Genomic DNA, 12571 nt, shown 5'->3' with positions numbered 1-12571 from the left:
ATGATCACCATCACGGCCATCATCACCGTCACGCCCGGCGCCGAAGCGCTTGCCGAGGCCGAGCTGCTCAAGGTTGCGGCGCATGTTCGGGCCAATGAGCCCGAGACGGTGGACTTCTTCATCAGCCGGTCGCGGGACAATCCCTGCCGGTTCACGACCTATGAACGCTTCACCGATGTCGCGGCCATGGATCGCCATAACGGGTCGGAGGCGGTGGCGGTGTTCTTCGCCGCGGTTTCGCCGCATTTCGACGGGCCGGTGATCCTCGAAACCTGCACCGAACTTTCGGCCAAGTGAGGCGGCACCCATGCCCTTTGATCTGAAGACCGCCGGATACTGGACGGCGCTCGCCGGCCGGCTCAAACCCGATACCGGCCTGTTCATCGATGGCGAGTTCGTCGAGGCCGCCAGCGGCGCCCGCTTCGCCACGATCAATCCGGCGAATGATGCGGTTCTGGCCGAGGTCGCTCGCGGTGGTGCCGCCGATATCGACCGGGCGGTCGCTTCGGCCCGGCGGGCCTTCCGCACGGCGCCCTGGGCGCGCATCCCGCCCCGTGCCCGCATGGAGGTGCTCTACCGCTTCGCCGAGCTGATCGAGGCGCATGCCGAGGCATTTGCAGTGCTGGATGCCCAGGATATGGGCAAACCGATTGCCGAGATGCTGACCATCGACGTCCCGGGCAGCCTCGCCTGCTTCCGCTTCATGGCCGAGGCCGCGGACAAGATCACCGGGTCTACCACCGCAACGGGAGAACAGGCCCTCCACTACATCCTCAGGCAGCCGCTTGGGGTGGTGGGCTGCATCGTGCCCTGGAATTATCCGCTGATGATGGCGGCATGGAAGATCGCGCCTGCCCTCGCCGCAGGCAATGCGGTGGTGCTGAAGCCTGCGGAACAGTCACCCCTAAGCGCCCTGCTGCTCGGCCGGCTGTTCGTCGAGGCCGGCGGCCCACCCGGCATCTTGAACGTGGTGCCGGGCTTCGGCGAAGAGGCCGGTCAGGCGCTGGCCCGCCATATGGATGTCGACAAGATCGCCTTTACCGGCTCGGGCGAGGTCGGCGGGTTGATGATGGAATATGCAGGCCAGTCCAACCTCAAGCATGTCTCGACCGAATGCGGTGGCAAGTCGCCCCATGTGATCATGGCCGATGCGCCCGACCTGGAAACCGCGGTGAACACGGCGGTTGCAGGCATCTACGGCAACCAGGGCGAAGTATGCAGCGCCGGCTCCCGCGTCCTGGTCGAGCGGGCAATCCTGCCCGATGTCCTCGACGCCTTCGCTGCCCGTACCCGCGAGACCGTTCATGTCGGCGACCCGCTCGACCCCGCCACCACGCTGGGGCCGCTGGTCACCCGCAGCCATCAGCGCCGGGTGCTGGACTATATCGAGACCGGCCGGACCGAGGGCGCGCGCCTGGCCTTCGGCGGCATGGTGCCGCCGGGGTGCGAAGGCGGGGCCTATGTCGCACCTACCCTGTTCGCCGATGTGGACAATGGCATGCGGATTGCATCTGAAGAGATCTTCGGTCCGGTGGGCGCGGTGATCCCGTTCGACGGGCTGGACGAGGCGTTGCGCATCGCCAACGACACGGTCTATGGCCTCGCAGCTGGGCTGTGGACCCGGGATCTCACCAAGGCCCACCGTTTCGCGGCGGGGGTGGAGTGCGGCATGGTCTGGATCAACGGCTATATGAACGGCGACATGACCCAGCCCTGGGGCGGGTGGAAACAGACCGGCAATGGCCGCGACAAATGTTTCGAGGCCGTTGTCGCCCACACCCAGACCAAGAGCGTCTGGGTGACGCTCGGCTGACCTCTGCCACCCCGGGGAGAACCACCCTGGGAAACCGGGCCGGAAAGGCGACCATCGCGTCATGGACCTGTCCTTCCGTCACATCCGATATTTCGTCGCCGCCGCGGAAGCGGGGTCGGTGACGGGGGCGGCCGCGCTGGTCGGTGTGTCGCAATCGGCGGTGACCGAGGCCATCAAGTCGATCGAACATCAGCTGGGGGTGCCACTGCTGCAGCGGCACCCCCGTGGTGTGTCGCTGACCCATGAAGGGCACCAGTTCCTGCGCCACGCCCATGCGATGATCGAGGCGCTGACCGCGGCCGGCCGCACGCTGTCGGCCGCCGGCCGCAAGCTGACCGGGCGGTTGGGGCTCGGCGTCTCGCCGATGGTGGCGGGCTATTTCCTGGCCGATCTGCTGGCGCGTTTCCGGCGCACCTTTCCGGGGGTCGAGGTGGCGCCCTCGGAGGACCGCCGGCCGTTCATCGAACAGCTGCTGATCAATGGCGAGCTGGACGTCGCGATCCTGATCGTCTCGGAAATCGAAGAGAAGGCTGCGCTGGCGCATGAGGTGCTGGCCCGGTCGCAGAACCGGCTGTGGCTGCCGCCCAATCACCGCTTCCTGAAGCGCGACCGGGTGACGCTGTTCGACGTCTGCGAGGAACCGCTGATCGTGCTGAGTGCGGATGATTACGGCGACGCGCTGGCGCGGATCTTCCGCAGGGCCGGGCTCACCCCCCGGGTGCTGTTCGAAACCGGATCGGTGGAGGCGGTGCGCAGCATGGTCGCCACCGGCGCCGGCATCGCCATTGCCCCGGATCTCGCCTACCGGCCCTGGTCGCTGGAAGGCGATCGGCTGGAGGTGCGGGCGATCGCCGATCCGCTGCCGGCGCTGGATGTGGGCGTGGTCTGGCGGCGCGGGCTGGAGCGGATGCCGGCGGTGGAGCATTTCCTGCAATCCTGCCGCCAGGGCCAGAGGCCGGGCCATCGCGCCGGGGAGATGACGGCATGAGACCGGCGGGGCAGATCGACAACACCGCCTTGTTGATCGCCGGCCGGCTGGTGGCGGGCGAGGGGCCGGAGCGCATGGTGATCGACCCGTCGACCGGTGCGGGGATCGCAACGCTGCGCGATGCCGCCCTGGTCCAGGTCGACGAGGCGGTGGCGGCGGCAGAGCGGGCGGCACCCGGCTGGGCGGCGCTCACCCCCGGCGAGCGGGCGCGCGCCCTGCTGGCGGTGGCCGATGCCATAGATCGCCACACGCCGTCGCTTGCCGGGATCGAGGCGCGCAATTGCGGCAAGCCGCTGTCGGCGTCGCGCGATGGTGAACTGCCGCGGGCGGCGGATGTCTTCCGCTTCTTCGCCGGTGCCGCCCGCACCCGCACCGACATGGCCGCGGATGCCTATCTGCCCGGCCGGACCAGCATTCTGCTGCGCGAGCCGCTGGGCGTGGTGGCGGCGATCATCCCCTGGAACTATCCGCTGATGATCGCGGCCTGGAAGCTGGCGCCGGCGCTGGCGGCGGGCAATACGGTCGTCCTGAAACCGGGGGAGGAGGCGCCGCTCTCGGTGCTGGCGCTGGCGGCGCTGGCGGCCGACCTGCTGCCGCCCGGCGTGCTCAATGTCGTGGCGGGATCGGGCGAAGTGGTGGGCCAGGCCCTGGTCCGCCATCCGGGCGTGGCGCTGGTCACCGTCACCGGCGATCTGGTCACCGGCCGCAAGGTGCTGGACGGGGCGGCCTTCGGCGTGAAGCGCAGCCTGCTGGAACTGGGCGGCAACGCCCCGGTGATCGTGGCAGAAGACGCCGATGTCGACCGGCTGGTGGCCTGCATCCGCCGCGCGGGCTTCTACAATGCCGGCCAGGACTGCACCGCCGCGGCCCGGCTGTTCGTGGCGCCCGGCATCCATGACCGGCTGGTGGCCCGGCTGGCCGAGGCGGTGGCGGCGATCCGCATCGGATCACCCTTCGACCCGGCGACCGAGATGGGGCCGCTGATTTCTGCGCGCCAGCGCGACCGGGTGGCGAGCTATGTAGAACGCGCCCGCGCGGCCGGCACCGCCGAAATCGTCGCCGGCGGCCGGGTGGTGCCGGGCAATGGCTGCTTTTACGAGCCGACCCTGATCGTCAACACCAGCCCCCAGGACGAGATCGTCACCCGCGAGGTGTTCGGACCGGTGGTGACCGTCACGCGCTGCGCCGATGTGGACGAGGCGCTGCGCTTCGCCAACCGTTCGGAACATGGCCTGGCGGCGTCGATCTGGACCCGCGATATCGGCCGCGCCATACGGCTGGGTCGCAGGCTGGCCTATGGTTGTGTGTGGATCAACGACCATATGGTCTTCCCGGCCGAAATGCCCCATGGCGGCCGCCGCCGGTCGGGCTTCGGCTACGACATGTCGATCCATGCGCTCGACCAGTATTCGGTGGCCAAGCATATTCTGCTGAACGAGGATGGGGCGGAATGATGCGGTCAGGCGCGGGTCAGATCGTCGAGCATGCGGCAGAGCCGGTTGAGATCCGCTGTGCCCATCGCCGCTTCGATGCGCTGCTGCTGGCGGGCGATAGCCGGCGCGATGCGCTGCCACAGCTCTTCGCCGCGCGGGGCCATGAAGATCAGCACCCGCCGCCGGTCATCCGGGTCGGGGGCACGGAACACGAGCGACTGCGAGACCAGGCGATCGATCATCTTGGTCATGGTCGGCGGATCGACCAGCACCGCATCGGCCAGTTCCGACATCGGCCGGCCCTGATCGTCGGCGAGCAGGGCCAGCACGCGCGCGGTCGAGACCGGGATCTTTTCGGGCCGCAACGCCTCTTCCAGATCCCGCTCCAGATGGCGGGCGACACGGGCGGCGATGTAGGCCACGTTATGTTCGATGGACGTCGGCACGAAGACTCTGCACCCTCTTTCCGGCGCGTGTCGGGTGGGACCACGGGGGAACGCGCGCGATCATTTATCCGACGTCGACATGTCTGTGCAAGTGACCGCGGCGCTTTGCGCGCCGCGGACGAGAACGACAGGGGATAGGGAAGCGGTCCGGCGACCGAAAAATCCAAGAAAAGTCGCCGCCGTTTCAGGGCCTGACTGGCAATCGAGGGAGTTCCGCCGATGAACATCGGACTGCTGATTCAGCTCCAAGGTCCCGCCGGCATCTGGGGACCGTCCTGCGAAACCAGTGCCCGGCTGGCGGTGCACGAGATCAATGCCGCCGGCGGCATTGGCGGGCACGAAATCGCGCTGGAAGTGCTGGATGCCGGTCTGCCGCCGGACCAGGTGGCCGCCAGGGTGTCGAAGGCGGTGGCCGAACGGCGCATCGATGCGGTGGTGGCGATGCATCCCAGCGATCTGCGGGCGCGGATCGCCGCCTCCATCGCCGGCCGCGTGCCCTATGTCTACACCCCACAATACGAGGGCGGCGAACGCCATCCCGGCGTCTACACCATCGGCGAGACCAGCCGCGAGCTGCTGCCGCCGGCCATGAGCTGGGTAGCGGAGCATGAACGGGTGCAGCGCTGGTTCATCCTGGGCAACGACTATGTCTGGCCCCGGCGCTCGGCGGCGCTGGTCAAGGCGCTCGCGGCACGAACCGGTGCCCGGCTGGTGGGGGAGCGCTACGTCCCCTGGCTCTATTCCGAACGGTCCGACTTTTCGGAGGAACTGGCCGCAATCCGGGCGAGCGGCGCCGATGGCGTGCTGGTGATGCTGCTGGGCGAGGACGCGATCATGTTCCACCGCGCCTTCGGCGAGGCGGGCATGGCCGGACGGGCGGCGCGGCTCTGCCTCGCCTTCGACGAGAACCTGCTCTATGCGGTGGGTGAGGAAAACACCGAGCGGCTCTACAGCGTCTCGGCCTATTTCGCCAATCTCGACACCCGCGCCAACAACCGCTTCCTGGACCGCTATCTGGCGCTCTTCGGGGCGCGCTCGCCGGTGCCCAACATGCTGGGGCAGTCGTGCTACGAGGGCGTGCACTTCCTGAAAAGCCTGGTCGATGCGGTTCCCCGCGGCTACGGCCCGTTCAAGCGGCGCGACCGGTTCCATCTGGCGCATCTGTCGGCGCGCAGCGAGGACAGCCTTGAAATGCCGAGTCATGTCCATATCGCCACCGTGCAGGGTATCGACTTCAAACATGTCGCGTCTTTCTGAGACCGCGTTCCGCAGCGCCGGCCGCTAGCCCCCCGGGGGCTTCCCCGCCGGCCGGCGCCGCCGGTCCTGGTCTGATCATCCATCATTTTTGCAGCGCGTCATATAGTTGACTTTTCAATAAGCTCGTTTTCAAATGCCTGTCAGGGAGTCGTCGAGGGACACGGGGAGCGTGTCCTGAAAGGCGGCCATTGGCAGGGAGCAGCCGACACATGTCCAACGACCGGACCAACTTCACCCGCAGGAGTTTTCTCCGCAGCACCGCACTCGCGACCGGCGGGCTGATCGCGGCGCCGATGATCATGCGCCACGCTGCGCTCGGCTCCGAGGATCCGATCCTGATCGGCAGCCTGCACGACCAGTCGGGCCCGGTCGGTACCTCGGGCGTCCCGATGGTGCGGGCGCTGGAACTGGGCATCGAAGAGGTGAACGCGGCCGGCGGCGTGCTCGGCCGGCCGCTGAAGCTGGTGCATTACGACACCCAGTCGAACATTCAGCTCTACACCCAGTATGCCCAGCAGATCGCGCTCAAGGACAAGGTCGCGGTGATCCATGGCGGCATCACCTCGGCCTCGCGTGAAGCGATCCGGCCGATCTTCGATCGCTACAAGACGCTCTATTTCTACAACACGCTCTACGAAGGCGGCGTCTGCGACCGCAACATCTTCTGCACCGGCACCACCCCGGCCCAGACGGTCGAAAAGCTGGTGCCCTATTCTCTGGAGCGCTGGGGCAAGAAGGTCTACATCCTGGCGGCCGACTATAATTACGGCCAGATCACGGCCAAATGGATGGAGAAGTACACCCGCGACAATGGCGGCGAGGTGCTGGCCATCGACTTCTTCCCGCTCGACGTGACCAATTTCGGCTCGACGATCAGCAAGATTCAGCAGGCCAAGCCGGATGTGGTGTTCTCGGCCCTGGTCGGCGGCAACCATACCGCCTTCTACCGTCAGTGGGCGGCGGCCGGCCTCAAGGGGTCGATCCCGATCTCATCGACCACTTTCGGCCTGGTCAACGAGTTGGCGGCGCTGGAGCCGTCGGAAAGCAACGGCATCGTCTCGGGCTATGGCTATTACGAAGAGCTGAAGACCGATGCCAGCGTGAAATTCGTCTCGGCGCTCAAGGAGAAGTTCCCCGGCATCCCCTATATCTCGGAACTGGCGGCCGGCACCTATGAAGGCTTCCATCTCTGGGTGAAGGCGGCGCAGCAGGCGAAGTCGATCGACCGCATGAAGGTGATCGAGGCGCTGGAGACCGGGCTCAGCTTCGATGGCCCCACCGGCAAGGTCACGCTGGACAAGGCGACCCATCATTCGGTGCGCAACGCCTTCCTCGCCGAGGCGAAGGACAAGCTCTGGGACGTGGTGGCGAGCTATCCCGACCAGAAGCCTTCGGATACCGCCGCGGTCTGCGATCTGGTCAAGAATCCGAACGACAACAAGCAGTATGTGATCTCGCTCTGACCCGGGGGACAGGCTCATGGATCTCGCAGCCGTCCTGACCCTGGATGTGCTGAACGGCGTGGCCTCGCTGATCCTGCTCTGCACCGGCCTCGCCGTCATCTTCGGGATGATGAAGATCATCAACCTCGCCCATGGCGAATTCCTGATGCTGGGCGCCTATGCCACCGTGGTGGCGGTGGAGGCCGGCATCAACATCTGGATCGCCATGCTCGTGGTCTCGCCGGTCTTCGTGGGGCTGGTCGGGCTGCTGGTGGAACGGACCTTCATCCGCCTGCTCTATGGCCGGCTGGTGGATTCGATGCTCGCCACCTGGGGCCTGAGCCTGTTCCTCGTCGGCCTGATCACCACCATCTTCGGCAACACGATCAAGAGCGTGCCGTCGCCTTTGGGCGGCTTCACCATCGGCGCCTATCGCAGCAGCCTCTACACCGTCTTTCTGGTGGCGGTGGCGATCACCCTGCTCGGCGGGCTCTGGCTGCTGATGCGTCGCACCCGCTTCGGCCTGATCGCGCGCGCCACCATGCAGAACCCCGACATGGCGGCGGCCATGGGGGTCAGCCCGCCCCGGGTCTATATGGCGACCTTCGGCCTCGGTGCCGCCATCACCGGCCTTGCCGGCGGGCTGCTCGCTCCGGTGGCGGGCGTGCTGCCGACCATGGGGGCGGCCTATATCGCCAAGGCCTTCATCACCGTGGTTGCGGGCGGCACCTCGATCATCGCCGGCAGCGCCACCGCCTCGGGTCTGTTCGGCTTCATCAACCAGACCGCCTCGTATCTCACCACCCCGGTGATCGGCGAAGTCTTCCTGTTCGTCGCCGCCATCATCCTGATCCGCCTGCTGCCCCAGGGCATCTCCGGGCGCTTCTTCAGGGGGAGCCTCTGATCCATGGGCCTCGACATCCGGACCGTCTCCAAAGCCGGCCAGACCATCGGCGTTCTCATCGCCGCCCTGCTGATCGTGTTCATGCCGGCGATGGTCGAGCTGTTCGATCTGATGCAGTACACGATCTTCGTGGTGATGGGCGTGCTGGCGCTCAGCCTCGGCTTCATCTGGGGCTTCGGTGGCATCCTCTCCTTCGGCCAGACCGCCTTTTTCGGCCTGGGCGCCTATACATTCGCGGTGACCGCGATCAATACCGACGGCAGCTGGGCCGCGGTCGGCCTGGCGGTGCTGGTGCCGGCGGTGTTCGCCGCCGTGCTCGGCTACTTCATGTTCTACGGCCGGATCAGCGACGTCTATCTGGGTGTCATCACGCTGACGGTGACGCTGATCCTGTTCAACGTGGTCAACAGCACCGCCGGTGATGCCTATACCATCGGCAATGCGGCGCTCGGCGGTTTCAATGGCATTCCCGCAGTCCCCGGGTTGTCGATGCCCGGCGATCCCGACTTCTTCTTCGGGCCGGAAGAGAACTGGTATCTCTCGGCCGGCTGCCTGCTGCTGGTCTATCTGGCGCTGAAAGGGCTGCTGCGCACCCATTTCGGCCGGGTGGTGGTGGCCGTGCGCGAGAACGAGACCCGGGCGGCGCTGCTCGGCTACGACCCGCGGATCTACAAGCTGATGGTCTTCGTGGTCGGCGGTGCGGTGGCGGGGCTGGCCGGCGGGCTGTTCACCAATTGGGGCGCCTTCGTCAGCCCCACCGTGTTCAGCCTGTCGACGGCAGCCCAGATCATCATCTGGGTGACCATCGGCGGCCTCGGCACCCTGGTCGGCCCGGTGCTCGGCTGCTTCATCATGCAGTATCTGGTGATGCAGATCGGCACCCAGCAGACCTTCAACGCCGATCTGGTCATGGGGGCCATCCTGCTCGGCTTCGTGATGGCGATCCCGATGGGTCTGGTGCCGCTGATGCGGCTGGGGCTGGTCGGGCTGGTGATGCGGCTGCTGCCCGGCAGGGCCCGGGCATCCGACGCCACCGTCACCGAAACCACGGCTGTCGAGGGGGCGAAGTGACATGACCATCCAGGAAACCACCCCATCCGACGGCATCCTGCTTCAGACCCGCGACCTCACCATGCGCTTCGGTGGCGTGGTCGCGGTGTCGGAGGTGGACTTCACCCTGCGCGAGCTGGAATTGCGCTGCCTGATCGGCCCCAACGGCGCCGGCAAGAGCACCTTCTTCAAGATGCTGACCGGCCAGTTGAAGCCCTCGACGGGGGCGATCGCCTTCCGCGGGGCGCCGATCGCGGGTGACGAGCCCCATGCCATCGCCCGGCGCGGCATCGGCATCAAGACCCAGGTGCCCAATGTCTTCGACGGGCTCTCGGTGCGCGAACATGTCTGGCTCGCCGCCCGCCGCCAGCATCTGGACCGCAAGGCCCGCGACGTCGCCGACGAGGTGCTGGCGCGGATCCGCATGACCGAACTGGCCGATGCCCAGGTGGGCCGGCTCTCCCATGGTCAGCGGCAATGGGTGGAGATCGGCATGGTGATCGCGGGCGATCCCGAGCTGATCCTGCTCGACGAGCCCGCCGCCGGCATGACCCATGACGAGGTGCTGCGCACCGCCGAGATCATCCGCGACATCAACCGGACCAAGGCGCTGATCGTGGTCGAACACGACATGCAGTTCATCCGGATGATCGCCAAGACCGTCACCGTCTTCAATCAGGGCAAGGTGCTGGTCGAGGCGGGGGTCGATCAGGTGCTGGCGGATCAGCGGGTGCGCGACGTCTATCTCGGCAAGAAGGTGCACTGACATGACCGCATTGCTGGAGGTTCAGGGCCTGAAATCCGGCTATGGCCGGATCCCGATCCTGATGGGCGTCGATTTCACCCTGAGCGCCGGGGAATTCCTCGGCATCCTCGGCCATAACGGCATGGGCAAGACCACGCTGATCCGCACGCTGATGGGCTATCTGCCGGCGACCGGTGGGCGGATCGTGCTCGACGGCCGCGACGTCACCGCCGCGAAGCCGGCGGCCAAGGCTGCGGCCGGCATCGGCTATGTGCCGCAGGGCCGCCAGATCTTCCCGGATCTGTCGGTCTACGAAAACCTGCGCATGGGCCAGGCCGGCAAGAGGCGGGAAAGTCGCGAGGTCATCGACCGGGTGCTGACCATGTTCCCGCGGCTGACCCGGCTGCTCGACCGGCGCGGCGGCGCACTTTCGGGCGGCGAACAGCAGCTGCTGGCGCTGGCCCGCTGCCTGTGCACCGAACCGCGCATGATCCTGCTCGACGAACCGACCGAGGGCATCCAGCCCAACATCCTGGACGAGATCGTCGAGACCCTGCACGAACTGCGCCGCCAGACCGGGATCGCCATGATCCTGGTCGAACAGAATCTCGAATTCCTGACCGCCCTCTCGGACCGGCTGCTGATCATCCAGAAAGGGGTGATCACCGACGAGGTCTCGCCGGAGCTGATGGCGGATCCGGAGCGCATCGCCGATTTCGTCGGCATGCACGCCTGACCGACAGGAGACCTCGGACCACCAGTCCCCCCACACCCACGGCCCCCGCCCGATTTTCCCCAAGAGACGACCGGGCCAGAACCCGGGGAGCATGCAGACCGCCGGCGCGAGAACAGGGACTCTGCGCCGGGCCGCTCCCCCTTTGTCTTTCGCTTCACGTTCAAGGACAACGGAGACCAAGATGTCCGTCACCCGCCCGAATACCGACCAGCTGATCGACCTCGCCGCCGATCTCGGCATGACGCTCTCCGCCGACGAGGCGGCCGAGTATCTCACCCTGATGGCCGGCAATTTCGCCGCCTATGACGCGCTCGACGCGATGCCCGACAACATCCCGGTCGTGAAATACCCCCGCACCCCCGGCTACCGTCCGGAAGGCGCTGAGAACAAATACGGTGCCTGGTATGTGAAGTCGGAAGTGAAGGGTGCCGCCACCGGCAAGCTCGCCGGCAAGACCGTGGTGCTGAAGGACAATGTGGCGCTGGCCGGCGTGCCGATGATGAACGGCGCCTCGACGCTGGAAGGCTATATCCCGGCGCTGGATGCGACCATCGTCACCCGCATGCTCGACGAAGGCGCCACCATCGTCGGCAAGGCGACCTGCGAGTATTTCTGCCTGTCGGGCGGCAGCCACACCTCGTCGCCGGCGCCGGTGCACAACCCCTATAAGATGGGTCATATCGCGGGCGGCTCGTCGTCGGGTAGTGCGGCGCTGGTCGCCTGCGGCGAGGTCGACATGGCGATCGGCGGCGACCAGGGCGGTTCGATCCGCATGCCGTCTGCCCTCTGCGGTCTTTACGGCATGAAGCCGACCCATGGTCTGGTGCCTTATACCGGCGTGATGCCGATCGAGGCGACCATCGACCACACCGGCCCGATGACCTCGTCGGTGGCGGACAACGCCCTGATGCTGGAGGTGATCGCCGGTGCGGACGGGCTGGATCCGCGCCAGTACGCCCCTGTGACCGCGCCCTATACCGAGGCGCTGGGCAAGGGCGTCCAGGGCATGAAGATCGCCATCCTGAAGGAGGGGTTCGAGGTCGCGAACGGCGATCCGGCCGTTTACGAGAAGGTGCGCGCCGCGGCGAAGAAGCTGGAAGAGGCGGGCGCGGTGCTCACCGAAATCTCGATCCCCGAGCACCACACCGCCGCGGTGATCTGGGGGCCGATCGCGCTGGAAGGTCTGCAGTGGCAGATGATGGCCGGCAACGGCATGGGCATGAACTGGAAGGGGCTCTACAATGTCGGCCTGCTGGATGCCCATAGCGGCTGGCGCCAGCGTGCCGACGAGCTGTCGCCCTCGCTGAAGATCTCGATGTTCATCGGCGAGTACTTCATCCAGAAGTATAACGGCCGCTTCTACGCCAAGGCCCAGAACATCGCCCGCAAGGTCAAGGCCGCCTATGACGCCGCCTTCGCCGAGTACGACCTGCTGCTGATGCCGACCTGCCCGATCGTGGCGCCGGCCATCCCGGCCGCCGACGCCTCGCTGACCGAGATCATCACCACCGCCTTCTCGGTGCTGGGCAACACCCAGCAGTTCGACGTGACCGGCCATCCGGCCATGACGGTGCCCTGCGGTCTGATCGACGGCCTGCCGGTCGGCATGATGCTGGTCGGCAAGGATTATGACGAGAGCACCATCTATGCCGCCGCGGCTGCCTTCGAGGCGGCGGGCGACTGGAAGACCTTCTGAACAGACAAAGCCTGCGCATCTGCACCAGAACCCGGAACGGGTCGATCTGAACGAGTAGGGC

General features: G+C 66.7%; 12 protein-coding genes. 11 read left to right on the top strand and 1 reads right to left on the bottom strand.

Annotation, left to right across the window (positions count from 1 at the left end; translation table 11 throughout):
• The 4 genes from TMO_RS22835 to TMO_RS22820 all read left to right on the top strand — a co-directional run bounded on the left by TMO_RS22835 (position 1) and on the right by TMO_RS22820 (position 4255).
• Entirely contained in the window at positions 1–297 is a 297-nt protein-coding gene (locus TMO_RS22835; RefSeq protein ID WP_014753175.1) for a putative quinol monooxygenase, read from the top strand.
• Positions 298–307: 10 nt separating this feature from the next.
• Positions 308–1813 (top strand): aldehyde dehydrogenase, encoded by a 1506-nt coding sequence (locus TMO_RS22830; protein WP_014753174.1) that lies wholly within the window; start codon positions 308–310, stop codon positions 1811–1813.
• A gap of 61 nt (positions 1814–1874) precedes the next feature.
• Positions 1875–2801 carry a LysR family transcriptional regulator gene (locus TMO_RS22825; protein ID WP_014753173.1) on the top strand — a complete coding sequence of 309 codons (927 nt, stop codon included), beginning with the start codon at positions 1875–1877 and terminating at the stop codon, positions 2799–2801.
• Entirely contained in the window at positions 2798–4255 is a 1458-nt protein-coding gene (locus tag TMO_RS22820) for an aminobutyraldehyde dehydrogenase (protein WP_014753172.1), read from the top strand. The genes TMO_RS22825 and TMO_RS22820 overlap by 4 nt, the downstream gene beginning before the upstream one ends.
• Before the next feature lie 5 nt (positions 4256–4260).
• Here TMO_RS22820 and TMO_RS22815 read toward each other — a convergent pair whose 3' ends face one another.
• Positions 4261–4680, bottom strand: coding sequence for a MarR family winged helix-turn-helix transcriptional regulator (locus TMO_RS22815; protein ID WP_014753171.1), 420 nt, complete (start codon positions 4678–4680; stop codon positions 4261–4263).
• A gap of 219 nt (positions 4681–4899) precedes the next feature.
• Here TMO_RS22815 and TMO_RS22810 point away from each other — a divergent pair, with 219 nt between their 5' ends.
• The 7 genes from TMO_RS22810 (at position 4900) to TMO_RS22780 (ending at position 12510) form a co-directional block, all read left to right on the top strand.
• Positions 4900–5937 carry a substrate-binding domain-containing protein gene (locus tag TMO_RS22810; RefSeq protein WP_014753170.1) on the top strand — a complete coding sequence of 346 codons (1038 nt, stop codon included), beginning with the start codon at positions 4900–4902 and terminating at the stop codon, positions 5935–5937.
• 209 nt (positions 5938–6146) lie between these two features.
• The gene (locus TMO_RS22805) at positions 6147–7400 is read left to right on the top strand and encodes an ABC transporter substrate-binding protein (RefSeq protein WP_014753169.1); all 1254 of its coding nucleotides are present in this window, start codon (positions 6147–6149) and stop codon (positions 7398–7400) included.
• A 16-nt stretch (positions 7401–7416) separates the two neighbouring features.
• Positions 7417–8283 (top strand): ABC transporter permease subunit, encoded by an 867-nt coding sequence (locus TMO_RS22800; protein ID WP_014753168.1) that lies wholly within the window; start codon positions 7417–7419, stop codon positions 8281–8283.
• A 3-nt stretch (positions 8284–8286) separates the two neighbouring features.
• Positions 8287–9354: an ABC transporter permease subunit gene (locus TMO_RS22795; RefSeq protein ID WP_014753167.1), complete on the top strand. Its 1068-nt coding sequence runs from the start codon at positions 8287–8289 to the stop codon at positions 9352–9354.
• A gap of 1 nt (position 9355) precedes the next feature.
• Positions 9356–10099 carry an ATP-binding cassette domain-containing protein gene (locus tag TMO_RS22790; protein ID WP_014753166.1) on the top strand — a complete coding sequence of 248 codons (744 nt, stop codon included), beginning with the start codon at positions 9356–9358 and terminating at the stop codon, positions 10097–10099.
• 1 nt (position 10100) lies between these two features.
• Positions 10101–10814, top strand: coding sequence for an ABC transporter ATP-binding protein (locus TMO_RS22785; RefSeq protein WP_014753165.1), 714 nt, complete (start codon positions 10101–10103; stop codon positions 10812–10814).
• Between the two features lie 181 nt (positions 10815–10995).
• Entirely contained in the window at positions 10996–12510 is a 1515-nt protein-coding gene (locus TMO_RS22780) for an amidase (protein ID WP_014753164.1), read from the top strand.
• The last annotated feature ends 61 nt before the right edge of the window (positions 12511–12571 follow it).

Source organism: Tistrella mobilis KA081020-065 (assembly GCF_000264455.2).
Lineage (GTDB): Bacteria > Pseudomonadota > Alphaproteobacteria > Tistrellales > Tistrellaceae > Tistrella > Tistrella mobilis.
This window is presented reverse-complemented; position numbering and strand designations above follow the sequence as displayed.

What these genes read in the sequence shown, in the direction of transcription:
- TMO_RS22805 (WP_014753169.1), top strand. Translation starts at nt 6,147, where the DNA reads ATGTCCAACGACCGGACCAACTTCACCCGCAGGAGTTTTCTCCGCAGC.
- TMO_RS22835 (WP_014753175.1), top strand. Translation starts at nt 1, where the DNA reads ATGATCACCATCACGGCCATCATCACCGTCACGCCCGGCGCCGAAGCG.
- TMO_RS22800 (WP_014753168.1), top strand. Translation starts at nt 7,417, where the DNA reads ATGGATCTCGCAGCCGTCCTGACCCTGGATGTGCTGAACGGCGTGGCC.
- TMO_RS22795 (WP_014753167.1), top strand. Translation starts at nt 8,287, where the DNA reads ATGGGCCTCGACATCCGGACCGTCTCCAAAGCCGGCCAGACCATCGGC.
- TMO_RS22810 (WP_014753170.1), top strand. Translation starts at nt 4,900, where the DNA reads ATGAACATCGGACTGCTGATTCAGCTCCAAGGTCCCGCCGGCATCTGG.
- TMO_RS22820 (WP_014753172.1), top strand. Translation starts at nt 2,798, where the DNA reads ATGAGACCGGCGGGGCAGATCGACAACACCGCCTTGTTGATCGCCGGC.
- TMO_RS22785 (WP_014753165.1), top strand. Translation starts at nt 10,101, where the DNA reads ATGACCGCATTGCTGGAGGTTCAGGGCCTGAAATCCGGCTATGGCCGG.
- TMO_RS22790 (WP_014753166.1), top strand. Translation starts at nt 9,356, where the DNA reads ATGACCATCCAGGAAACCACCCCATCCGACGGCATCCTGCTTCAGACC.
- TMO_RS22780 (WP_014753164.1), top strand. Translation starts at nt 10,996, where the DNA reads ATGTCCGTCACCCGCCCGAATACCGACCAGCTGATCGACCTCGCCGCC.
- TMO_RS22825 (WP_014753173.1), top strand. Translation starts at nt 1,875, where the DNA reads ATGGACCTGTCCTTCCGTCACATCCGATATTTCGTCGCCGCCGCGGAA.
- TMO_RS22830 (WP_014753174.1), top strand. Translation starts at nt 308, where the DNA reads ATGCCCTTTGATCTGAAGACCGCCGGATACTGGACGGCGCTCGCCGGC.